23 protein-coding genes are annotated in these 23,939 nt (G+C 45.7%); 5 read left to right on the plus strand and 18 right to left on the minus strand.

Annotated elements, in window-relative coordinates; all coding sequences use genetic code 11:
• Positions 1 to 64 precede the first annotated feature (64 nt).
• The gene (locus FTW16_RS04585; RefSeq protein WP_146490221.1) at positions 65 to 1,273 is read right to left on the minus strand and encodes an acetyl-CoA C-acetyltransferase; all 1,209 of its coding nucleotides are present in this window, start codon (positions 1,271 to 1,273) and stop codon (positions 65 to 67) included.
• Between the two features lie 250 nt (positions 1,274 to 1,523).
• Between FTW16_RS04585 and FTW16_RS04590 the strand changes: the two genes are divergently transcribed.
• Complete coding sequence (locus FTW16_RS04590; protein WP_146490222.1) at positions 1,524 to 2,414, plus strand: TIM barrel protein; 891 nt, start codon at positions 1,524 to 1,526, stop codon at positions 2,412 to 2,414.
• Positions 2,415 to 2,466: 52 nt separating this feature from the next.
• Positions 2,467 to 3,216: a sulfite exporter TauE/SafE family protein gene (locus FTW16_RS04595; protein WP_146490223.1), complete on the plus strand. Its 750-nt coding sequence runs from the start codon at positions 2,467 to 2,469 to the stop codon at positions 3,214 to 3,216.
• Between the two features lie 373 nt (positions 3,217 to 3,589).
• Here the strand turns inward: FTW16_RS04595 and FTW16_RS04600 are convergent, their stop codons facing one another.
• Positions 3,590 to 5,218 (minus strand): ABC transporter ATP-binding protein, encoded by a 1,629-nt coding sequence (locus FTW16_RS04600; RefSeq protein ID WP_146490224.1) that lies wholly within the window; start codon positions 5,216 to 5,218, stop codon positions 3,590 to 3,592.
• A 12-nt stretch (positions 5,219 to 5,230) separates the two neighbouring features.
• Positions 5,231 to 5,725 carry a hypothetical protein gene (locus FTW16_RS04605; RefSeq protein WP_146490225.1) on the minus strand — a complete coding sequence of 165 codons (495 nt, stop codon included), beginning with the start codon at positions 5,723 to 5,725 and terminating at the stop codon, positions 5,231 to 5,233.
• Between the two features lie 240 nt (positions 5,726 to 5,965).
• Between FTW16_RS04605 and FTW16_RS04610 the strand changes: the two genes are divergently transcribed.
• On the plus strand, positions 5,966 to 8,326 hold the full coding sequence (locus FTW16_RS04610) for a Lon protease family protein (RefSeq protein ID WP_146490226.1): 2,361 nt from the start codon (positions 5,966 to 5,968) through the stop codon (positions 8,324 to 8,326).
• 173 nt (positions 8,327 to 8,499) lie between these two features.
• Here the strand turns inward: FTW16_RS04610 and FTW16_RS04615 are convergent, their stop codons facing one another.
• The gene (locus tag FTW16_RS04615; RefSeq protein ID WP_146490227.1) at positions 8,500 to 9,246 is read right to left on the minus strand and encodes a flagellar brake protein; all 747 of its coding nucleotides are present in this window, start codon (positions 9,244 to 9,246) and stop codon (positions 8,500 to 8,502) included.
• A 273-nt stretch (positions 9,247 to 9,519) separates the two neighbouring features.
• Between FTW16_RS04615 and FTW16_RS04620 the strand changes: the two genes are divergently transcribed.
• Together FTW16_RS04620 and FTW16_RS04625 are read left to right on the plus strand one after the other, a co-directional pair.
• Positions 9,520 to 9,804: a GNAT family N-acetyltransferase gene (locus tag FTW16_RS04620; RefSeq protein ID WP_146490228.1), complete on the plus strand. Its 285-nt coding sequence runs from the start codon at positions 9,520 to 9,522 to the stop codon at positions 9,802 to 9,804.
• A gap of 11 nt (positions 9,805 to 9,815) precedes the next feature.
• On the plus strand, positions 9,816 to 10,961 hold the full coding sequence (locus FTW16_RS04625; protein WP_146490229.1) for a phosphotransferase: 1,146 nt from the start codon (positions 9,816 to 9,818) through the stop codon (positions 10,959 to 10,961).
• Positions 10,962 to 11,042: 81 nt separating this feature from the next.
• Here the strand turns inward: FTW16_RS04625 and dsbD are convergent, their stop codons facing one another.
• From dsbD to FTW16_RS04695, 14 genes are all read right to left on the minus strand, one after another.
• Complete coding sequence (gene dsbD / locus FTW16_RS04630) at positions 11,043 to 12,839, minus strand: protein-disulfide reductase DsbD (RefSeq protein ID WP_146490230.1); 1,797 nt, start codon at positions 12,837 to 12,839, stop codon at positions 11,043 to 11,045.
• Entirely contained in the window at positions 12,836 to 13,795 is a 960-nt protein-coding gene (locus tag FTW16_RS04635) for an FAD:protein FMN transferase (protein ID WP_146490231.1), read from the minus strand. The genes dsbD and FTW16_RS04635 overlap by 4 nt, the downstream gene beginning before the upstream one ends.
• Positions 13,785 to 15,011 (minus strand): DUF3570 domain-containing protein, encoded by a 1,227-nt coding sequence (locus tag FTW16_RS04640; RefSeq protein WP_004732807.1) that lies wholly within the window; start codon positions 15,009 to 15,011, stop codon positions 13,785 to 13,787. Before FTW16_RS04640 ends, FTW16_RS04635 begins: the two co-directional genes overlap by 11 nt.
• Positions 15,012 to 15,061: 50 nt before the next feature.
• On the minus strand, positions 15,062 to 15,562 hold the full coding sequence (locus tag FTW16_RS04645; protein WP_146490232.1) for a DUF4266 domain-containing protein: 501 nt from the start codon (positions 15,560 to 15,562) through the stop codon (positions 15,062 to 15,064).
• Positions 15,562 to 16,026, minus strand: a complete 465-nt coding sequence (locus FTW16_RS04650; RefSeq protein WP_017075288.1) for a TlpA family protein disulfide reductase — start codon at positions 16,024 to 16,026, stop codon at positions 15,562 to 15,564. The genes FTW16_RS04645 and FTW16_RS04650 overlap by 1 nt, the downstream gene beginning before the upstream one ends.
• A gap of 84 nt (positions 16,027 to 16,110) precedes the next feature.
• Positions 16,111 to 17,325, minus strand: coding sequence for a VWA domain-containing protein (locus FTW16_RS04655; RefSeq protein ID WP_146490233.1), 1,215 nt, complete (start codon positions 17,323 to 17,325; stop codon positions 16,111 to 16,113).
• A complete protein-coding gene (gene tadF / locus FTW16_RS04660; protein WP_146490234.1) occupies positions 17,318 to 17,881 on the minus strand; it encodes a tight adherence pilus pseudopilin TadF in 564 nt (187 codons plus the stop codon). The genes FTW16_RS04655 and tadF overlap by 8 nt, the downstream gene beginning before the upstream one ends.
• Positions 17,868 to 18,317 carry a TadE/TadG family type IV pilus assembly protein gene (locus tag FTW16_RS04665; RefSeq protein ID WP_146490235.1) on the minus strand — a complete coding sequence of 150 codons (450 nt, stop codon included), beginning with the start codon at positions 18,315 to 18,317 and terminating at the stop codon, positions 17,868 to 17,870. The genes tadF and FTW16_RS04665 overlap by 14 nt, the downstream gene beginning before the upstream one ends.
• Positions 18,317 to 19,057: a tetratricopeptide repeat protein gene (locus FTW16_RS04670; RefSeq protein WP_146490236.1), complete on the minus strand. Its 741-nt coding sequence runs from the start codon at positions 19,055 to 19,057 to the stop codon at positions 18,317 to 18,319. The genes FTW16_RS04665 and FTW16_RS04670 overlap by 1 nt, the downstream gene beginning before the upstream one ends.
• Entirely contained in the window at positions 19,054 to 19,905 is an 852-nt protein-coding gene (locus FTW16_RS04675; RefSeq protein WP_017076994.1) for a type II secretion system F family protein, read from the minus strand. The genes FTW16_RS04670 and FTW16_RS04675 overlap by 4 nt, the downstream gene beginning before the upstream one ends.
• Positions 19,902 to 20,816 (minus strand): type II secretion system F family protein, encoded by a 915-nt coding sequence (locus FTW16_RS04680; protein ID WP_146490237.1) that lies wholly within the window; start codon positions 20,814 to 20,816, stop codon positions 19,902 to 19,904. Before FTW16_RS04680 ends, FTW16_RS04675 begins: the two co-directional genes overlap by 4 nt.
• Positions 20,816 to 22,159: a CpaF family protein gene (locus tag FTW16_RS04685; protein WP_146490238.1), complete on the minus strand. Its 1,344-nt coding sequence runs from the start codon at positions 22,157 to 22,159 to the stop codon at positions 20,816 to 20,818. The genes FTW16_RS04680 and FTW16_RS04685 overlap by 1 nt, the downstream gene beginning before the upstream one ends.
• A complete protein-coding gene (locus FTW16_RS04690) occupies positions 22,159 to 23,319 on the minus strand; it encodes an AAA family ATPase (RefSeq protein WP_146490239.1) in 1,161 nt (386 codons plus the stop codon). Before FTW16_RS04690 ends, FTW16_RS04685 begins: the two co-directional genes overlap by 1 nt.
• Positions 23,316 to 23,939: a CpaD family pilus assembly lipoprotein gene (locus FTW16_RS04695; RefSeq protein ID WP_146490240.1), complete on the minus strand. Its 624-nt coding sequence runs from the start codon at positions 23,937 to 23,939 to the stop codon at positions 23,316 to 23,318. The genes FTW16_RS04690 and FTW16_RS04695 overlap by 4 nt, the downstream gene beginning before the upstream one ends.

A 23,939-nucleotide genomic window follows, 5' to 3' on the forward strand; every position in this document is an offset into this window, starting at 1 on the left:
TTTTCCGCAGTCATGCTAGCCGTTCTTTACTTGGTCGTTTTCTACTTTGTCGTTTAGTACTTGGCTACGAGCAACGTTTGATGATCACGGCAGTACCCATGCCTCCACCGATACATAAAGATGCCAAGCCATAGTCTTGTTGTTTTCGCTCTAGTTGATACGCCAAGCTAACAAGGATACGGATACCTGATGCTCCAAGTGGATGACCTAAAGCAATAGCGCCACCATTATGGTTTGTGCGATCTAAGATCCAACTTTGCTCAACATTGTGTTGTTCAGCTAGCTGCTTTGTTACGCCGATAGCTTGAGCTGCAAAGGCTTCATTAAGCTCAAAATACTCGATGTCTTGCAGTGAGATGTCAGATTTTTCTAGTGCATTCGCGATAGCTGGAACAGGCCCTAGCCCCATAATTTCCGGAGACAAACCTGCTTGAGCGTAACTAATGATTTCAGCCATTGGTTTTAGTTGATACCGTTCCACAGCTGATTTTGATGCCAAGATGATCGCGGCTGCACCATCGTTAATACCCGAGGCATTTCCAGCGGTAACAGTGCCATCTTTTTTAAAAGCTGGACGTAAACGGGCAAGGCTCTCTGATGTGCTATCGGCTTTTGGGTACTCATCAAGTTCGACGGTATATTGCTTGCGACGTAACGATACTTCTATTGGTTCTATTTCACTTCTAAAGCCGTGGGTCTCCAGTGCACTTGCCGCGCTTAACTGACTTTTGAGTGCAAACGCATCTTGTTCTTCACGCGAGATAGACAGTGATTCTGCAATGTTTTCTGCGGTGATTCCCATGTGGTATTGATTAAACGCATCGGTTAAACCATCGGTAATGATGCTGTCTTCTAACGAAATATTTCCCATGCGAACGCCACTTCTAACTTTATGCGTTTGTACAAATGGGGCTTGAGACATGCTCTCCATTCCACAGGCAACTACGATCTCAGCATCTCCCGCTCTGATATGACTTGCCGCATCCATGACCGTTTTCATTCCACTTCCACAGATCATATTGAGTGTGTATGCCGGGACCGTTTCTGGAATCCCAGCCTGAATTGCGGCTTGGCGCCCCGGTCCCATGCCAATACCAGCACTGAGCACATTACCGACTATGACTTCATCAATAAGAGTCGGGTCGATATGACATTGACTGATTGCACCTTTAATTGCAGCTGCGCCTAGTGTGGGTGCAGAAACTGAAGATAGTGCGCCGTTGAAGCTGCCAATTGGTGTACGTTTCGCTGCAACAATGTAGATAGGTTCCATCGTAATATCCTGTATCAAGGTCAAGCTGAGTTAACAGTTCAATGAAGTGCTGAGAGTTCGTAAATACACAAAACGCAGCGTGCGGTTATTTTTTGTTGGTAGATTCATTCTAAAGGCACTGAGAAAGAGGTGTTATAGCCATTGGCAGAAACGCGGTTTGCATAAATGCAAGATGAAGCTGCAAGTAATTGGCGTATATTACTTGAGCGTTATTACTGCGTATTAACGTCGAATTGAATGGAGAATAGTCATGAATAGCTTAATTGCATGCGCACCTTGTTGTTGGGGCGTGGAATCTGCCACTAACGTCCACAATCCATCATGGAATACCGTAATCTTGGAAAGCAAAGCTGCTGGATATCAAGGTATAGAGCTAGGCCCGTTTGGCTACATGCCTCTAGAAGGAGAGTTTGTTAACACGGCGACCAAAGAGAATGGTTTGGTGATTTGTGCAGGGACACTTTTTGAGCCACTTTCCTCCTTAGAACATAAAGAAGATATATTGAGCCGAACACATGATTTATGTTCGATGCTTCAGCGTATTGGCAGCAAAAAATTGGTTGTGATCGATTGTGTTAATGATGCGCGAAGTGCATGCGCTGGATTGAGTGATGAAGCTCCAAGATTAGATAACCAGCTTTGGGACACAATGATGCATACGATTCGTGATATTGCTGTCATCGCGAAACACTATGGAATTCGTCCTGTCGTTCATCCCCATGCGGGAGGCTATATAGAATACCGCGATGAGATTGATCGAATGTTGGCAGATTTGACGAGTGAAGAGGTAGGGCTCTGTTTGGATACGGGTCATCTGTATTACGCTGGAATGGATCCTGCGGGCAGTTTAATCGCATACTCATCTCGCTTAGAATATGTTCATTTTAAAGATATCAACCATGCAATTTTTTCTGGTGTTATTAAAGCAAAGGTTGGTTTTTGGGAGGCTTGTGCGCAAGGTGTAATGTGTCCGATCGGTGAGGGTGTTATCAATTATGCTGAAGTACAGTTGGCTTTAAATCAAATCGGTTATTCAGACTGGATTACCATTGAGCAAGAGCGTGATCCTAGACATTCTGATGGCACTTTAGTCGATATTAAACGCAGTCGACTCTTTTTGAATCAAAAAGGGTTTGGTTGATGGTAAGAAATGGTGTTGCTAAAAAAACCTTTGTAAACAAATGGTACCGCTTATGCTTATTGTGACTGAACCTTGGTTTTATGTTACTGCAATCCCTGCTGTTTTGATTTATGGAATTGGAAAGGGGGGCTTAGGTGGTGCATTAGGTATTATCGCGGTACCTCTTATGGCTATGACCATCGCACCTACTCAAGCTGCTGCTATCTTACTACCAATATTGTGTGTCATGGATGTGTTTGCGGTAAAACATCATTATCGTAATGCTGATTATTCAGTCATTAAGAATATGCTTCCGGGGGCAGTTCTTGGCGTTATCTTGGCAGGGTTGTTTCTGAGTATCACACCTGAGGCTGGATTGAAGTTACTCATTGGTCTTCTTTCCCTGCTGTTTTGCGGTCAGTATTTACTCTTGGGTGTAGATGAGAAAAAAGCTGGTGGAAAAATAAGTGCATGGTTTTGGAGTACGTTGAGTGGTTTTTCTAGCACTGCGATTCACGCGGGCGGTGGACCAGCCAGTATTTACATGTTGCCATTGAAGCTAGATAAAGTTGTTTTGGTAGCGACCATGGCCGTATTGTTTGGCTTAGTCAACTTAGCCAAGCTTGTTCCTTATGCTGCATTAGGTGAGTTCGACACGATGAATGTGATGACAGCCTTGATTCTGATGCCTCTCGCTCCTGTTGGCGTTAAGCTCGGAGTGTGGTTATTACACCGTGTAAATCAAATATGGGTGTATCGATTGTGCTATTTTTTTCTCTTTATTTCGGGAATGAAACTGACTGTTGATGGGCTAAATTGGTGACTTAGAATACTGTAACCCGCACTATCAATACTGGACACCAAGCTAAGCGACGTTCCCATACCTGTAGTTATTCATGGAATGCTAATTTAGCAAACTTACTGACACGGAATTGTCCAACTACGAGTTGAACGAAGCCGCTCTGCGACTGTGACCGACTACCAGCTAACCCTGTTTAAAGTCCGTCAATTTTAGCAAACCTTCATAATCGCTGAGTTGATTTTTCATATACGCCAGAAACGAAAAATGTCGCATCCATGCGACATTTCTCTTTTGGCGGCCAAACCAGTTTTGCTATATCCATTCTAGAGTGCAATCCATTAGATGCTTTTTCAGAATGTATCTGTAAGACGCTGTTAATCTTGATTAGTTCCCTTTAAGCTGCATTTTTTTCCGAATTATTTTCTAAATCGAATGACGCAGCGATGAGTTTCTTGGTGTAGTCGTTTTTCGGCGCATTAAAAATCTCTTCAGCAGAGCCTTCTTCCATCACTTCACCCTTCTGCATCACCAATACACGATCTGAAAGTGCTTTCACTACTGAGAGGTCATGACTAATGAACAGGAAGCCAATATTGTGCTTCGCTTGAATATCTTTCAGTAGGTCAATCACGGTCAGTTGTACTGAGCGGTCGAGTGCTGACGTCGGTTCATCCAACAGGATGAAAGATGGCTCAAGGATCAACGCACGAGCAATCGCGATACGCTGTCTTTGTCCGCCAGAGAATTCGTGCGGGTAACGGTTAATTGAGTTTGGCTCTAAGCGAACCTCAATCAGTGCTTTACGCGCTCTTTCTAAACGTTCTTGTTTTGACAAGTGAGGTTGATGCACCGTTAAGCCTTCCGTGATGATCTCCCCAACCGTCATACGTGGTGATAAAGAACCATAAGGGTCTTGGAACACCATCTGCACATCTTTCTTAAGCTTGTGACGTTCTTTATCGGTTAATAAACTCACGTCTTGGCCCTTGTAAACAATACGTCCGCTGCTTGGCAGCAAGCCGATCAATGCGCGTCCAAGGGTTGATTTTCCTGAACCAGACTCTCCCACAATACCTAAAGTCTCACCTTGTTTCAGTTTCAACGAAATGCCTTTAACCGCTTCGAAGTACTGGTTCTTACTTTGGATAAAGTGAGATTTGATCAAGAACTTCACGCGAATATCTTCTGCACAAAGCAGTTCAGGTGCGGATGCCTCAACAGGAACTTTCGCGCCTTTCGGAATTGAGTTAATTAGCATACGTGTGTAATCGTGTTTAGGGCTATCGAATAGCTCTTGAGTAAGCCCTTCCTCGACCAATTCACCCTTACACATCACCAGCACACGGTCAGCAAAGTGCTTCACTACACCGAGATCATGGGTGATGAACAAAATAGCCATCCCCATCTTGCCTTGTATCTCTTTGATAAGAGAAAGCACTTCTGCTTGAACCGTTACATCGAGTGCTGTGGTGGGTTCATCGGCAATCAGAATATCCGGTTCATTGATCAGTGCCATTGCGATCATGATGCGCTGTAACTGACCACCTGAAAATTCATGGGGGTACTTGGTGTAAGCCTGATCTGGCATAGGTAAATGCACAAGGTTGAACAGCTCTAACACACGCTGTTTTGCTTTTGATTTCGATACCTTACGGTGACACATAATGGCTTCCGCCACTTGAGTACCGACACGCAGGTATGGATTCAAAGAGGTCATTGGTTCCTGAAAGATCATGCCGATTCTATCGCCACGAATTGACTGCATTTCTCGCTCAGTCTTTCCTAGAATCGATTGTCCCTCAAACTCGATTTCTGATTGTTGATCGATAATCGCGTTATCAGGAAGCAAACGCATAAGCGCGTTGGAAGAGACTGATTTACCTGAACCTGATTCACCAACAATGGCCAAGGTTTCGCTTGAGTTAAGGGTAAAGTTAACCTTTTTGACCGCATCAATGATTCCATCATTGGTGGTGAAGCTAACGGAGAGGTTATTGACTTTAAGTATGGCCCGGTCCGACATGATATATCCTTATCAATTTAAGACATTAGGTGAAGATTGAACTTCTGACGTTGTTTTAAGTTGCCCAAAATGGTGATGAGCACGTTGTATTTGTTCTAATTCGAGCATCCAGTGCGAACTGCGCTGAGCGCTGCAAAAAGCGATCAGGTGATTGAGTAAATCTTCGCTCTGCTTTTCCAGTAACCCAAAGGTACGTTGAATCAGATCAGTGTTCTCAAGAGAGATAAATTGCATCAGCGCGTAAGATTGATTCAAGGTATCGAAGGCTTGTTGATGCTGACCTAAGCGGTTGAGTATCTCGGATTGAGCGACACTGGCGTCTCTCAACCCGGCAAGCAGGCATGCAAATTGGCAGGGTTTGATATCGCTTTGGTATGCGGCATCTTGGATGTGATGAGGAAGAGAGGTTAGAACATCACCATAGAGGCGCTGTGCTTCGGGCCAGTGACCTTGTTCCATTAACTGTTCAGCTTTTAGGTAGTGCATCCAACATCGTTCAATTTCCATATCCACATCCTCAATTTATAATATCTTAAAATGTTAATGATATTTATTATCAATTGCAAATTAAAATCATTCACATGTTAAGTTGGTGAATTAAATGACGGGCTATTCCTAAATATGGCTTAAATTGTGTGTTATTTGTTCGGTTGAACAGCTGTGTAGCGTAAGTCACTAAATTTGTAGGAAATTACATCTACACTGATTTTATCTACACCCAAGTAATGAAGGACTAAGGAGGCGGCGATGGCGATGCAAAGGCTCAATACAGAACAACTGTATCAGGTAGCGGAATTAGACAAGCTACCATGTAAGTCGACCAAAGAACTGGCTCCAATTGACGAAATCGTCGGACAGGAACGGGCACAAAAAGCCGTTGAGTTCGCGATGTCAATTAAGGAAAAGGGTTATAACATTTATGCGATAGGGCGAAATGGTCTGGGTAAACGCACCATGATCTTGCGCTATCTAAACCGTCACCCTCAAGAAGTGCAGGAGCTTTTTGATTGGTGTTATATCGCGAACTTCGAAGATATTCGTACACCTAAGGTACTGAAATTGCCTCGTGGCGTAGGCAGCAGCTTAAAGCAAGATATTGAAAAATTGATGCGTAAGTTGCTAAAAGGTATGCCTCTAGCGTTTGATAACGAGATGTACTTTAGCCGTGCTGACAGGCTTAAAAACCAATTAGCAGCTAAGCAACAAGCCGCGTTAGAAAGCATTAGCCAAGAAGCGAAAGATAAAGGTATCAACCTGACGATCACCACTCAGGGTGATTACCAGTTCGTGGCAATGAATGGTGATGAGCTCCATACCGAAGAGAGCTTCGATCTACTTTCGCCGGAAGAGCAAGATCAATTTGATAAAACCATTGATGGATTGGAAGTCGGACTGCGAACCATTTCTCGTGAATTGACTGAGCTTGAAGAGACGTACACAGAGAAAATTCAAAAGCTAAATGATGATACGGCGCGAGATGTGATTACTCACTTTATCAAGCAGTTGAAGCAGGATTACAGTCAATATCCAGAGATCAAGAAGTATCTCACGGCATTACGTAAGGATATTGTTGATAACACCGATATTTTTCTAGAAGAGAGCACAGAGCAAGCCGAAGTTGCAACGGCCTCTTTGGATAAGAAAATGCCGCGTCGCTACAAGGTCAATGTGATTGTGAGCCAGAAAGAGGAAGCGATGCCGATCGTGGTAGAGGAGAATCCGAATTACCACTCTCTGTTTGGCCATGTGGAAACCGCGACCTTTAAAGGCACCGTATTTACTGACTTTTCATTGATTCGCGCAGGTAGCTTGCACAGAGCAAACGGCGGCGTACTGTTGATGGATGCGGTCAAGGTACTTGAGCAGCCGTACGTTTGGGAAGGCTTGAAGCGAGCGCTGCGTTCACGTCAATTGAGTTTCACTTCACTAGAGAAAGAGGTGACCTTAACGGGGGCGGTATCGCTTGATCCTGAGCCTATTCCATTGGACGTTAAGATCATTCTGTTTGGTGATTACCGAACTTACCAGCTTCTGCAACACTACGATGCGGAGTTTGGTGAACTGTTCCGTGTGACAGCCGATTTTGAAGATGAGATGAAGCGTACTCCCGACTCTGAAATGCATTACGCGCGTTTCATTTCGAGCATCGTGCATGACAACAATATGCTGCATTGTGACCGTAAAGCGATTGCTCGCATCATTGAGCACAGCTCTCGTCAGGCGGGTGACCAAGGCAAGCTTTCCCTGCACTCAGCACACATTGCTAACCTGCTTCGTGAGTCAAACTACGTGGCTAGAGGATCAAAATCGAACCTGATTCGTGCAACACACGTCGACCAAGCGCTATCGAACCAACAGATGCGTGTCGGACGACTGCAAGACAGCGTGATGGAAACCTTCACTAATGGTACAACGCTAATCCATGTGGATGGCGAAGCGGTTGGACAGGTCAATGCTCTGTCTGTGTTAAGTACAACTGACCATATGTTTGGCGCGCCGAACCGAATCACGGCTACCACGGCTTACGGTGACGGCGAAGTAATTGATATCGAAAGAAACGTCGACCTAGGTGGCAGTATTCACTCGAAAGGTGTGATGATCTTGTCGGCTTATCTTTCTTCTGTGTTTGGTAAGACAGCGAAAGTACCGCTTACCACTAACATCACCTTCGAGCAATCGTATGGTGGCGTCGATGGTGACAGTGCGAGTATGGCCGAGTTCTGTGCGGTGGTGTCGGCGTTTTCTAAGCAGCCAAACCGTCAAGATATCGCAATTACTGGCTCGATGAACCAGTTTGGTGAGTCTCAACCAATTGGTGGCGTGAACGAGAAGATCGAAGGCTTCTTTGATGTGTGTGAAATTAAAGGTCGTTCAAGTGAGCAAGGTGTGATCATCCCGCGTTCGAATGTTCATAACCTGATGCTGCGCAGCGACATCGTCAAAGCGGTTGAAAAGGGAGAGTTCAACATCTGGGCCATCGACCATGTAACAGAAGCGATTGAACTGTTCACAGGTAAAGCTGCTGGTGAGGCTAGTGATGAGGGGAGCTACCCAATCGATACTATCTTTGGTATCGCGCAAGCTAAACTGAACGCACTGCGTAAATAACCGTATAGCTAATTAGTTTAATGCTTAGATAAACAGTTAAACAAATAGCTAGAACACAAAAGCCATCGATTTTAGAGTCGATGGCTTTTTTATTTGTTGAGGTTTGGCTCGCTAGGAGCCATTTGTTTTTGGTCAGCTTACGGTATTCGGAGAAAGTCGCGTCTTAAAAGGCGTTAACCGTTTCGTAAGCAGAGCTTGGTGCCATCGAACTTCAACTTTGCCAATAAGTGTTTGGCGTTAGCTCGGCCAATATCATCAAATTCAACACCGTATCGAGCGTAGTGCGTCGATTTTTGCAGATTACAGATAATGCCTCGCAATGGCGGAATCAGCGGACCGTTGTAATTCTCAGGAGTTATCTCAATAGACACTCGATCGGCAATCTGAATCGCACGAGAGGTCGGTGAGGTCACAAAGCGACAGCCACTTTTCGATAAGTCTCTTATCTCGCAGTTTGCTCGTTGGTCGTTGAAGATGATTCTTGAAGCTAAATTCACTTCATAGCGTGTCTCTTTACGCAGCTGAGTCACTTGCATCGTGCTTGGTGTAGACAGCACAAGAATAGGGAAGGGTTCACCAATCTTGTGGTGAATTTGGCTTCTAAAGTGGATAAGCGCACCTTCACCTCGTAGAGAATAAGCCCGAGCGGTCATCCAAAAACCTTCTTGAAAGAAAAAGTTCAGATCTTCATTGGATACATCAGGAACCTCAACCACAATACAATTATCACTGTGCGTACCGATAAATTTGGTGGTGGCGAGAAACTTAGTGCCAACGGGAGTTGAGACATTTAATGTCAGTTCACTGCCGTGCTCAATCATCGCTAGCGCATCAGTGCTATTGATGGTGGAAACGGTGCGATTACGAGGGTCTTGAAGTGCCTGATTATGCTCCAAAGGCTTCTTCAGGGGTGCGTTCATTATAGGTTCTCCATGCGCCAACATGCGTCTGTTAGTTATATTGGTAGCTTGCTAACAAGGGGTTATTACGTGCTAGATTTAGTGGACGTACTCACATAGATTTATAGAGTGCCTTTATCATTGCTGATTTTATATTAAGCCGATTGCACTAAATTATTTACTGTGTTTGTAAGTACTTAGTTTTATTTATATGCACTTGCGTTAGTCTATTACAAGGAACTCATACTTCAAACTTTTATTGTTTGTCGTATCAATTATTTGCAGGAGTTGAGAATGCAGGCAGTAAAATGGGATCAAGAAGTGAACCAGATCACGGTTGAGCTAGAACCCGACCAGTTCGCAGTCGTTAAGTATAAAAAGGACGGAGATGTACTACATATCACCTCGACACGCATTCCTGATGAGCTGCAAGGCAAGGGCTTTGGTAAGGTGATGATGGAGTCGGTTTTGCCCGAAATTGAACAAGCGGGCTTCAAAATTGTGCCGGTTTGTAGCTATGTTGTTCACTATATGAATAGGCAGCCACAGTGGTCACATCTTCTATCCGACAAAGCATAACAACGAGTAATATGTCTCAATCAATATCGTCGAATAATCGAGCTCAACCTGAAGCGAGTTCAAGTCAAAATCAGCCAGAGCTTTATCAACAAGAGCTTTATCAAAAAATAGCGACCTCGTTGGGTTGTCACCAAGGGCTTGATGTCCAAGTGATTCAACGCCTGTGGGGCGGGTATGGCGAGTTAGTTCGCTTGGTCTTTTCTCAAGAAAACAGTGCTGAACTCAAGAGTGTGATTGTTAAACATGTCGCATTGCCAGATAAAGCCGAACACCCAAAGGGTTGGAACACCAAACTCTCTCACCAACGCAAGGTGCACTCTTATCAAGTTGAGACGGAATGGTATCAATCGTTCACTCAAGAATGGGATGAGCGTTGCCCCGTACCTGTTGGGCTACAATGTGAGTTGCAAGAGAACGAGTGGCTGATTGTGATGCAAGACTTAGCGGAGATCGGCTTTCCGTTAACTTCTCAGTTTGATGTGCTTGCTGTTTCTGACGATCTGGCAACCAAAGATACTCAGTCTGAACTGGCGTCTGCTTACACTCTAGAAGAGCAGAAACAACGCGATGCTTGCCTTAAATGGCTCGCTAACTTTCACGCAAAGCACATCAATGTAGATCAAGAACAATCAGCCTCATTGTGGCAAGTCGGTACATACTGGCATTTAGACACACGCCCTGATGAGCTGAACGCATTGTCCGATTTACAATTAAAGCACCAAGCACAGCACATCGACCGCATACTCCGAGAGTGTCCATATCCAACCTTAGTGCATGGTGATGCCAAGCTCGCCAACTTTTGCTTTGATCCTGAGAGTGAAAAAGTCGCTGCAGTCGATTTCCAGTACGTCGGTCACGGATGTGCTATGAAAGACGTGGCTCTGTTTATGAGCAGTGCTGTCAGGCCGCAAGATTGCGCTGAACTTGAGTCACATATGTTAGAGACATACTTCCGATACTTGGAAGAGGCATTGACGTACTATCAGCCACAGCTTTCGTTTGATGAAGTCGAAGCCGCTTGGCGACCAATGTTCTATGTGGCGTGGGCTGATTTTCAACGTTTTGTCAAAGGTTGGAGTCCAGAACACTGGAAGATCAATCCGTATACTGAGCAATTGACTCAAACGGTGATTGAGCAGCTAGAAAGCCCAGAATAAATTGCCTTATATCTGTAAACCACAAAAGAAAAAATCGCCCAATTTATGATTGGGCGATTTTGATTTTATCTAGCGTAGGCCTTAGTTCGTTTGGCTATCAGCTTCTGTTGTTCGTGTGTAAGCGAGCTTATTGGCAAGTTTGAGTTTTTTATTGAAACCCTCTTTATCAATATCTCCCATTACACGCGCAGGCTCTATTTCACCGCTGGCGGGTGAGTAAAAGAAAATCGCTGGAGGGCCAAATACATTCTTATCATTGAGCCATGCCATTTGCTCTGGAGAGCTTTCTGTCACATCAAGTTTTATTGTCTTCCACTCTTTAAGTTTTTGGCTCACTTGTTGGTCGTTGAACACGTTGGTTTCAATCACTTTACAAGACACACACCAATCTGCGTAAAGGTCGACTAGCACCTTTTGGTCACTGCTCGCTGCGGTTTGCAACTGTTGTTCTAGCTGAACAATAGAGTCTGTTTTTTCAAAGGGAGTGATCGCAATGGATTGGACTGAGTCCCTGTTTTCAAGTGGGTTCAGAGGGTCTGTATTACCTAAGAAAAATCCGACAAATAAAATTAAACCATAGCTCAATGGTAGCAAAGCAGAGAACTTACGAGTACGCGCCCAACCCGGTTGTGCGGCTTCTAAAGCACCGAAATGTACACCAGAACCGATGGCGAGCAGCGCCCATAAGATCATAATGACCGATGGAGCGACAAAGCGGCTTAATAGCACGATAGCAACAGCCAATAGCAGCACGCCAAACACTTGTTTAACTGAAACCATCCAAGCGCCACTTCTTAATAACAGACGCCCGCCACTTGCGCCGATAGCGATAAGCGGTATGCCCATACCAAGCGCCATAACGAACAGAGTCGCCCCACCAAACATCCAATCTTGAGTGGTTGAGACGTACAGCAACGCACCAGCCAATGGAGCACTGACACAAGGTGACACCACCAAGGCTGATATTGCGCCCATGGCAAAGACACTGGCGATCTTACCGCCTCCAAGCTTGTCTGAGCCGCTGTTGAGCTTTTGCTGGAGGGCGGCAGGCAGTTGGAGTTCATAGAATCCGAACATCGCCAATGCGAGCAGAACAAAAACCGCTGCAAAGCTACTTAACAACCAAGGCTGTTGCATCGCGGCTTGCAGGTTGACGCCTTTTGCCAAGGTGGTGACTAAGATCCCCGTCATGGCATAGCTGGTCGCCATACCCAGAACATAGGAACTGGAGAGTGCCGCACCTTTTTTGCCTGTCATCGCTTTTTCGCCACCGATGATACTGGCTAAGATTGGAATCATCGGCAGTACACATGGCGTCAGAGACAAGCCTAGGCCAAGCAAGAAGAACACAAGAAGCGCTTGTAACTTACCGGCTTGGGATAGGAACGAAGATAAGCCATTCGTATCCTCACTGATCTCACCTAAGGTTTGATATAGAGAGTTTGATGTCTCCTCAACTTGGGCTTCAGCTACGGTTTCGAGCATCGGCAAATCGAGCACTAACTTTTGCGGCAGATAACAAAGCCCTTTGTCTGCACAGCCTTGGTAACGCACGATGAGTTTGCCACTTCCGGTGTAAGGCACGGTAACGGTAAGCGGTTCGTGAAATACGATGACGTTACCAAAGTTAGGATCCTCTTTCTGTTCACCTGGCAGCGAATAACTCGGTTCTAACGTAGATAATGACGACTCACCTTTGAACGAAAATCGAGATTGATACAGGTAGTAACCCTTGTGCGTATCAAAGCTAATTACCGCGCCTTGGTCTGTGGCTTCCCATGTGACGGGGAAGGCCTCTTCAACGGGAAGAAACTCGTTTTCTTGAGCATGTAACAATCCGCTAAACAATAGAATTAACGTAAGTAGGTAGCACTTCATGGATGAAGGAACTCCGTGTTTTGGTGAATGTGTAATTGATCGTCGATGTAGATAACAGCGCTATCTTCAGGTACTGATATGTTGGGATTCAATGTCAGTGAAGTACTGAGCACGCCTGCTTCTAATGTGGACGACGAGATAGCGGTAACAGAAAGGATCTTCTGCTCGACATCTTGCTTTGACAGAATATGAGAGGTGGTCTTGTCACCAAATTGCACCTGGCGTTCACTGTGAGCTGAGGTCGTGAGCGCTGCGTTCGTTAACGGAACTGCGAAAAATGGGGTCTTGTTGTCTCTTGGATCTAAGACAGCAATGTTAAATGCCGAGCCATCCGGTTTGGTTCCTAGCGCATAGATGTCACCGCCAAAATTCACTAACATCGACGTCGCGCCGAGTTGTTTTCCGATCGCTACGGCTTGGTCAACGGCGTACTCTTTGATGACGCCGCCAAAGTCGAAGCGAGTGCGTGAATCAGGGACGTGTAGCCTTGTCTTTTGTAGATCGAGGGTCCCTTGTAAATCGACAGTGCCTTTTAGATCTATTGTCCCTTTCAGCTCCCATGCTTGCTTACCCAAAGCAGAAGACAAGGCTTGGAAAGCATGACTGTGCAACATCTTCGGCTTTTGTTTTAAAAGATGTTTGATGCTTCCGACCGTAGTATCAAAGGTATCGAACGTCAGTTGACTTAATCGGTCGAGGTGTTGGAAAACCTCGGCAGATTCAGAATCGAGTTCGACATCACATGATGCTCGCTGATTAATGCGCTGTGTTAGCCACGAGTCGTCGCAGTAGAAGTTATATTTGTCTTCCAATCGGCGTGTGTTTTGCTCTATCTTGGTCGCGATTGCTGTTGCACTTGCCTCTGGAAAGTTAGCCAAATCCATCGACAAAATTTGCACTTCACAGGGTACGGTCATGGCATGAAAGCGATGTACAAAGGGCAGGTTAGAACTCATAGGTTGCTCCAACCGCCCACCATTGCGCTTCAAAACCGTTGCTCTGTTCGTAATATGCAGCAAGCGCATTTAAGCGTAATTTCTTATGTACCTTGATACTCGCCCCTAGTTCATAGGCATTGGCCGTGAAGTTACCTAAGCGAAGGTCTGAAGTTGCGTAGCCTGATGAAGCAAAAGAAGGATCGGCACTACTTGGGTCGCGATAGAAATCGGCCGCATCTTGCGTGTACCAGAAATAGCCCGGTGCCAACGTTAACCATTCACTCACTCGCCAAGATAATTTGCCGCCTAACTGGTGAGACATTACGCCCCAATCATCCATAAACCATTTGTATCTTGGTCGGATTTTTAGGCTATCGGACAATGAGTAAAAAGCTTGGATATTAATACCGCCAGAGAGTCGCGTATCCGGTCGAGAATCTTGTCCCAAGAACACTTCATCATCATCGATCTTTCCGTCGTCGTTGATATCGACTTCACGTAGAACCGTTAAATAGTGATTGCTCAAATAGCCACTGCGGTAACCCGTGTAAGCGGTAAAAATGCTGTATAGATTCGGCGTGAAGGTTTGTGATAATCCGGCTTCTAAACTGCCCGTGAAAATGTCTTCCCAGCTCTGGCTGTTTGATGAAGCCAACGAGTATTTGCCGAACGCTTGAGTCTGATCGAAAAGGGCAGAGCCACCTAGACTGTAAGAGCGGTTTTTAGTGCTATCGGCATAGACTAAACCTTTGGCGTTAATGCCGAGGCTTTCATAATCTTCTTCTTGAGAGGCGTTGCCACCTAAGGTCCATTCGTTACGTAAGGTATCGCGATAGGTCGCGCTTAAGCTGATGGATTTTCTAGTGTCTTCAAGGCCTACTTTTTGGATTTCATAGCCGCTGCGGTGAGGATCGTAGCCTGCACGAATAACCTCGTCGGTTTTATTCTGTGCTTGTTGAGTTTTCAGGGCGCGGTTTACCTGATCCGCATTCGAAGCGGGAGGTGTTGTAGGCCCCCACGCTGGAGAGGCGCCTGAAACACTGTCGTAGCTTATCTCTGCGTTGAGTGTCCAATCTAAGCCGATACTTTTCTCAATCGAAACCATGGTGTCATTGGCTGATACTCTGTCATCGTATTCCTCATAGCTAAGGTAATGAACAGAGATATGATCTTCAGCTAATGCCACGTTAGCCACTGCCGCTGCACTCAGCAGCGTAATTGGTAATTTTTTCATTTTTTTCTTATTTTGTTTTTTAAATACTGATTTTTTCGTTGATGGATCGGTTAGTTACAACCACAGCCACCGCCACCAACACCACTGCCGCCGACGGAACCTTGTTTGTAAGCGAAGACCTTTTCAGAAAAGACGTCGAATTCAGGCACCGTGCCACCGGGTTTCATCTCTTTTTGAGCCAATGTGCCTTTTTCCCAAGGCTTTACAGGTTCAATACCAAGAAACTCATCAACGAAAGCCAAAGCCGAAGGTTTGTTGCTCACTTCAGGTGCTTTCTGTTCGATAACCAGTTGCTTTGCCTTGGGTTTAACCATCTCAATGTTTCGTCTGGTTGCACGTTTCGCTTCTGGATTTGAATAATCACCGCCACTTGAATAAACGGTGCTGGAGATGATCTCTTCTTCAATGATAGGACCTGTGTTTTTTGCGCTACTATCACTGGCTTGTTGCTCCGCAGGCTTTTTTCCCAGACCACTTAGGTCGAGTTCGAGCGTGGCATTAGCCATCATTGGAATGGTGAGTAGCCCAACAAGGGTGGCTTTGATTAGCATTACAGTTGCACTCCCATTTGGGTGAGGTCGTCAGTAATTACGTCACTAATGTGGTTAATGGCACCAAAACGAATCTTGATAACCTTGCCTTGATAGATGTAATAAAGCGCTGGCATGCCGATCGGCTTGAACTCGGCAATCAATGCTTGTTCAGGGTCGTTAACAACAGGGAATTCCAGTCCGAGCTGCTTTTGAAACGCCAAGCCAACTTCAACATCTTCATCCACATCAACGCCTTTAAACGTGACGCCTGTGCCTTTGAGTTCGGTGTAGAGTTGATTAACTTCTGGTAGCTCTTCGCGGCAAGAGACGCACCACTCTGCAAAGAAGTCGACAATGGTCAGTTCATCCTTGTTGAGTTGAAGTTTTTCGATGACGTCTGGCGACAACGAATCCCCTTCTTGATAAGCCAATGCAGGTAAAGAAAGGCACAGCGCCAATAGCGCTAGGGCTCGTGTAAACATGTTTTTCTCCATATTGTTTTTAACTTGTTTGTTTTTAATTCAATGCTTAAATTCAGGTGTTTCGAATCAAACGCTTTGTTTGGATTAGCGAGTGAGTTTGATGGTTGCCGAGTATTCAACCGCTAAAATATCGGAAAAGTACTCGTTGAGTTGAGCCGTGCTGGTGGCACTAAACACGCGTTGTGGATCCCCGGCACAGTTCTCGAATTGAGCGATTCGAGAAGGGTTGACGCCATAGCCGATGAAATTCATTTCGATGCCATATTGATTGATTGCGGTAGTACAGAACCCGGCGTTAACCAGTTGGGTGAACGCGTCTCCACTGTCATCTCCGTCGGTAAAAAGCACCAATTTTCTTCTGGTTTCGGGTACTGTGCTGGCGTTCAATCCCCATGCTTGTTGCCAGCGTGGGATAAGCTGTCTCACTCCCCATACCAAACCGTGATAAGAGCGAGTACCGCCGTTCGCCGTTAGGCTGTTTATCGAGTTTTGGACGCGAGAAAATACATTGGTCAACGGCAGCATTGGCGAGTTTTGGTTACAGTCAAGTAACCAGTCGTTGGGCTTAGCAAACTTCACAGGGCGTTCTGAGTGCAGCGTGGCGAGGTTGTCGACCGTCAGTGACGCAGAGAAATTACCATTGCGATAGCTCAGCCCATCGATACAGTAGATACCGGCTGCTTCTTTAGCTAACCAAGGTGGGCGCTGCGCTGCGACTCCAGAGTCGAAAGGAACGATTGAAATTCTCACTGAATCTAAATCGTTGGCGTTCTTACTCTGCGATTGAATCGTATTTAAAGCATTGGATAAAATGGATTTCAATGACTGGATGTTTGAACCCATCGATCCAGACACATCAAGTACTAAAACCAGCTCCGTTGGAATCGAAGATTGCTTGCTTTCAACCACACCTTTATAACCTCCACCCGTTGCCGTTACCTTGTTTGCATAGCTCTCATATTTAAAGTTGGGCAGTATCGGTGACAATGAATAACCTAGGCTAATACGGCAGCTTGAGCCTTGGTTTTCTGGTGTTAAGCCACTCACCCCTTTTAGGGTTGGCTTATAGTACTCTTGGTAAGCCCGCATCATTGGGAGTGTGGCTGTGTCAGCAAAAGCACACGCTAATGCGGCCGAATCGGCGGCTTGCGCAGCTCGGTTTGAAACCATCACTTGTGCTGAGATCATTAGGGTACCAACGGCGATAAAAAGCGCGGGAAACAGTAACGCCAAGAATGAAATGGTCATGGAGCCTTGCTGTTTTTTAAGCGCATTACTGCCGAATATTGGTTTAACCATAATGCTTTCCTATCACGGCTGATGAACTTGAGAGTCTTTTCGGAAGATCGAGTCGCTTGTAGTCAAACGGTGTATTCACACATAAAGTGAGTTGAACCAAGGTGGATGGTCTTCCAACTAACGCAGGGTCGCCGCTTCCCTCAACGATAAGTGTCTCTAGTTGATCGATGGGTGTGTACTTTTGACAGGTGATCCCGGCATGGATGATGGGCTTGTATTCCCAGTTCGAAGCGGTGGTATCAAATACACGGCTTTCAAGTACCAGCCCAATATTGCTGCGCTTAATGTTTTGCGGAAGATAACGTTCGGCGAGATCGAGAAGCTGATCCTTTAACGTATTAGGCCATCCGTTTGGGCCTTGCTCTGGTTTCAGTTGCGTTAGTGAAACGGCGTTGACTAAGTTGTATGTCACGTTGTCGAGTTGAGTCTGCAGGCTGAATAAGCGATAAACGGCAACAAGCCCCCACAAAATGATCATGAGTGCGAGTACAACGAAGGGGAATTCAATCGCTGCTGAACCCGCTTGTTTTTTTCGAGGTGTTTTATTTGTTGTCATAACTAACCAGTACCTTTCTTTTCAAGGTTGTCATGTTGCTGATAGACTCAGAAAACTGAGTTGATAGATTAGGTAATAAGGCAAATGAAAATGAGTAAGACACCTTGTACTCGCCTAACACTGCTCTGCTTTTGGATACCGGTTTCTCATTAACTAAGTCTGAGAAGTTTTCGGCGTATAGCGGCGATGGATCCAAGACGAGCTTGCTCTTATCTATCAGTGGGAACTTTGCGATGGTCTCGGCAAAAGCTTGGTCTGAAATAGGACTAATCGGCCGTGTCTTGGCCTCTCGAACACCCGCATTAACGGCTACATCAAAGATGATGTTGACCAACAGCAGGCGGCAGATCTCAAAGAAACCGATGATGAGTATCAGGAACGGTACCACCAACATTGCAAACTCGACGGTCTGCGCCCCTTTTTGACGAGAGAGCATCACAGTTCTCCTTGCTCAGTTTTAGCAGCAAGCTCTTGGTAATACAGACTATTGTTGGCGAACTCAGGTTGAGATAGATGTGCACGAGCGATACTTTTCGCTGAATCACTGTCTCCAGAAAGCGCATAAGCCAGTGCTAGATTGAGTTGCAGTTTTACGCTCGCTTCACCTCGGACAAAGATCGGGTGCAGAATTCGGATCCCTTGCTCTGGTTTGCCATCGAGTATCCAAGCCATGGCTAAGTTGTTGCGATACTCATTACTGGATGGCATCAAACTAAGGGCATGAGAGTAAGATTCACGCGCTTTTGAATACTGCTTATTGAGCGAGTAACTTACGCCTAGACTGTTGTGGGCGACATCATCAGTTGTAACTAATCTGACAGATTCTTCGAGTGCTGATGTGGCTTGTTCAAGCTCACCAAGCGCCAACCACGCGCGGCCAAGTTCTCTGTAAATTGCGCTCGATTGATTAAGCTCGATACCACGTTTTAGATAATGAAGCGCCTCATCATAACGACTCGCTTGATTCGCAGCGGACCCCATTAGCAATAGTAACTGTGGGTCATCAGGCTTCGATATCAGCATCTTTCGGTACAGATCCATGGCACTTTCTGGTTTGCCATTCATCAGTGCAACCTCGGCGACTTTCATATCTTCAGAGGTCTCTTTTTCAACGTTATTCGTTGACTGACAGCCAACCAAAATCAGTGCTAAACCCAAGAGAATGATCTTGTTCATAAGCCCCCCAGAGTTTGTTTAAGGGATAACATGATTGGCACGACAATAATGCCCACGACAGGTAGCATGATGAAGACCACTAAAGGGAATGACATCTTGGCTGGTATTTTTCCTACCCACTCTTCAAGCTCTAAGAAGTGATATTGGCGGCTATCAGAGGCAATCAGCTTTAACGCTTCAGCGAGAGGCGTACCGTATTGAAGCGCTTGATTCATGGTGGTCACAATATTGTTGATGTCAGGAAGCTGGACTCGTTTGTCTAGGTTTGAAAGTGCCGTTTGTGGTGAATCAAGAACCGATATTTCAGTCGCAGTGAGTAGCCATTCTCGTGACAATGCTGGAGAGATCGCACGCATCTCTTCACCGACACAGCGAAATACCGCTTCGAGTGTTAGGCCTGATGCGACACACACCACCATCAGATCGACTGCATCAGGAATAACGCGGCTAATTTGCATTCGGACTTGGTTCACGCGCCAATCTAGAATGCGGTCGAACAGGATGCCAACCACAATGGCGATTGCGATACATTCGGCCACAGAGTTCATGTTAAGCACTTGGATTCGAGTGACATACCAAGCAATAGATCCCGTCACCATCGTCAGTAGTCTTAAGCCAAGAAAATAGATCTCTGCATTAGGACTCAACCAGCCAATGAGGATTAACTTCTGGCGTCGTGGTTTTGCACCTTGGAAGCGCCATTTACTTGAAGCGGTGGTGTACTTAGAGGAGTAGCTCGATACGCGAGTCAGTCGTTCAGCGACAACATCTCGTTTGAAGGAAGACAAGTGTGCGACAACTGTGAGTAGTAATGCACATCCCAACAGAAGCAAGGCAACATACATCATGATGAGAACCTTTTGTTACGAGTCAGAGCGTTCAAAATGAGTGTGCCTGAGCTGATACTGATGACGGCGTAGGTCAGTACACGCTGTCCCGATTCTGTGTTGAACAATTGGACTATCATGGTGGGTTCCATTAAATAGATACCACCCAATAACCCCAAGGGTAAGATTGAGAGAAAGAAGGCTGTCATACGAGGCTCCGAGGTTAAGCTCTTGACCTTTTTTCTCATGGCTCGGTTGTCATGCATGGTTCTGCTCAAACTTTGAAGAATGTCGCGCAGTTGGCCACCATTCGATTGATTCAGGATTAACGCGACCGAGAAGTAGCGGAAACTGCTGTAAGGAAGGCGAACGCATGCATCATCGAGGCTTTGTCGAAGGCTTAAACCGAGCGTTAAGTTATCGCGAATATAGGAGAACTCACGTCCTAACAACCCTGGTTGGGTTTCTGACACTTGTTCAATCGCTTGTGGGACTGAGAGCCCCGCAGCCACAGCTCTAGAAATTAAGCCAAGTACATTGATGATGCTTTGTTCGAACTCTTCTACCTGCATTTTTCGGCGGTACATCACCAAGGCACATGTGCATACAAACCAAAGTCCAACAGCGGCGAAAAGTTGATGATGTATTGCCAGTTGGGGAAATAACATGTGGCCTGATGCTGGGAAACCTATAGCTGATAAAGCAATGAAGTACTTATCCCAAACTGGCAGCAATGCATTCATTCGTAAAAAGAAAGCATGCAGTTTGTTGCTGCGCTGGTGGTTGGTTTTTTTGATTGAAACGTCAGCTGTAAGCGAGCGTTGACTGCCGCTTACCAATAACAGCCGTTTATTGACGATGGCTTGCTTTGAGCTCAACCTGATTAACCCGATCGCGATAAATACAACGAAAACAGTGAGAACTAAGATCATTAGGCTTCAAGCTCCATCGCTACTCTTAGTTGAGCATCGAGTTGGTGGTATTTGGCTTTTTCATTGAAGCTTGGTACGCACTTAGCACTCTTGTATTCGCCAATCAGGTTGCCTTGTTGATCCTCTGATAACGGCTTGAATTTGAACAAGTCTTGAGTGATGTATTGTTCTCCTTCTAACCCTTGCACCTCGGTGATCGAAACAATGCGTCTTTTGCCATCACGCATTCTTTCGACTTGTATAACCACATCGATGGTGTCTGCGATTTGGCGGCGCAATGAGAACAGAGGCAGTGTTGCTTGGCTCATCATCAACATATTTTCCATGCGAACTAGTGCGTCAGTCGCCGAGTTTGCGTGCAATGTACACAGTGAACCATCATGGCCGGTATTCATTGCCTGCATCATTTCAAAGGCTTCATCGCCACGAACTTCGCCTAAAATGATGCGATCTGGTCGCATACGTAACGCATTTCGCACTAATTCTCGCTGGGTAATCGGCGTTAAGCCTTCAGCATTGGCTGGGCGGGTTTCTGCGCGTACAACATGAGGCTGTTGTAGACGCAGTTCTGCGGTGTCTTCAATGGTAATGATGCGTTCTTGAGGTGAAATGCTAAAAGACATCGCATTGAGCAGTGTGGTTTTACCTGCACCAGTGCCTCCCGCAACAAGCACATTAAGGCGGGAGCGAACAATAATATCGATAAGTTTGACCATCGATTTCGACATTGCACCAAACTGCGCTAATTGGCTGAGCGTTAGCTTATTCTCGTTGAATTTTCGGATTGAAATGTAGGTTCCATCAAGCGCTAGCGGTGGGATCATTACATTGACACGGCTACCATCATCCAACCGAGCATCGACTAATGGATTCGATTCATCGATTCTTCGTCCAACCTTGCTGACGATGCGTCGCGCTAGGTTGAGAAGTTGTTCTTCATTGCGAAATTGAACTGCCGTTTTTTGCAATTTTCCTGAGCGTTCTACGTAGACTTCACGGTACCCATTGACCATGATGTCGGTAATGCCTTGGTCTTCAATTAAGGGTTGCAGTGGACCTAATCCTAGAAACTCATTGAGCAATTGTTCCACCGAATGAGCGACATCTTTGTGACCAAGCGGTAGCTGTTTAGAGATCACGATATCTGACACCATTTCGGCAATTCTAGTTTCAAGATCGGGTGCACTTAAGCTCACTACAACCGATGGGTCGATCGCCTTGATGACCTCTTCATGAATCACATGATAATGCTCACGAACTGAGGGTGTTGATGTGAGGACTTCATGCGATCGAGCTCTATTCGCTTCAATCGGATCTATGGTTTGTGTGTTCTGACCAAACATTATGCGCCTCGCTTCCAAAAACGGCGGCTGCCTTGTTGCGGCTCACCAGTGACTAGTTCAAGTAGAGAGTTAAACGCGAGCTTCACTTTCCTATTGCCTTTATGGGCAGGCTGACCAAGCGATGACTTGCTCAAGAAATGGTTAGGCAAAAATGGAATCACGACGTCTACGGATGTACCGAGTGATTTCTTCACATCATTGACTGAAATAAGGGACGCGGAATCGGACTTACAATGGTTCAACACCACAATAGTTTCTGAAGCGGCTTGGTTTTGAAGTCGTTTGATTATTTGGCCTGCATTGCGAATAGAGCTGAGTGTAGGCTCAACCACAATGATTCGAATATCGGCACTTTTAAGCGCTTCAAAGCCGACCTGGTCGCGCAAGGAATAGGTCGGGATGTCGATCAATAAGTAGTCTGAGCTTTGCAGGCAGAACTTTGTAAACTGATCGAATGCACTCTTTTGTGGCCAAAATGGTGTGGTGTCTAAAGGTAGATAACCGGTAAAGAGTGTGTGTTCGGGTGACACACTGATCCCGCTGCGCTCAAACACGAGAGGTTCTAATCTTTCTGGGTATTGTAAAAGCTCTACCAACGCCGTGTTGCCTTCTACATTGAGTAGCAAATCTAAATCACCCATCGAAAAATCGAGGTCCATACAAGTTACTCGTTTATCGAGTTCGGCAAGCTGCTGCGATAACGTCGCGATAATGGTGCTGCTTCCTGAGCCGCCTTTTGCACTGACAATGGAAACGATTTTTTCATTTCGTTTTTCGTTGTTGAGCTGCAAAGCAGCAAAGGAGACGTGTTCAAGATCTTGTGGTGTCACAGGGTTGACTAAATAGTCACTGGCACCGGATGCGAGCATTCCACGGTAAGCAAAAATTTCGGTTGAATGACCAATCGCGATAACTTGGCACCCAGTACGTTGTATTAAACGTTGCACAACCTGTTTCGACTCTGGCAATTCGCTATTCAATACATCGAGGAAGATGGTTTTAACGTCATTCTTAAGTACCTCTCTCACCACGTCATCTTCTTGATTCGAAGAGGTTGTGATGTTGTTTATACCGAAATCATTCAGTGTGTATGTGAGCGCTAATGTATCGAGCTGCTCCGATGCCGCGATCAGTACCGTTAAGTTGTGTACTTGATTCATTGCGAACCTCCTAGCGTTGTATTCGAAGAGCCAGAGTTTGTCTGTTGGTTTTGTGCTGGTGGCGCAAAGTAGTTATCGATGCTAGACACCGCTTTTTGTCCTTGTGCACTGTCGATGGGCTGACCAACTATCAGGTCTTTTGGATTTGCGACCATTTGCGCCAGTGCATTGGCATTCGCACAGCCAAAATTGCGCTGAGTACGATAAGCGTTGAGTGTGGTTCTTGGTGTTTTACCCGCGTCACATGCCGTTACTTTGGCACGATAAGACTCAACAAAAATCGTGAGATCACCTTTACCTTGTACCGATGGATTAGATACTGAAATTTGAGAAGGGTAGAGGCCTGACTCGATCAGATGAAGCCTAACTTTTTCACTTTGGCTTTCTCCTTTCTGAGTCGTATTTTCAATCTTGACCATTAAGTTGGATAGCGTACCTCGACGAGCAATAAAATCAGAGATGTCATCTTTCTCTTGAGCCGATAACGTTTTGCCCGACAGTGTTAAAGTCAGTTTGTTTGTTACGGACACCACATCCACAGAAGGTTGTTGGGTTGTAGGCGTTGGCGCGCAACCCGCAAGCGCAATGAGAGCGGGCAGTAATAAGGATAATTTGTTCAT

Source organism: Vibrio sp. T20, assembly GCF_007858795.1.
GTDB lineage: Bacteria > Pseudomonadota > Gammaproteobacteria > Enterobacterales > Vibrionaceae > Vibrio > Vibrio satsumensis.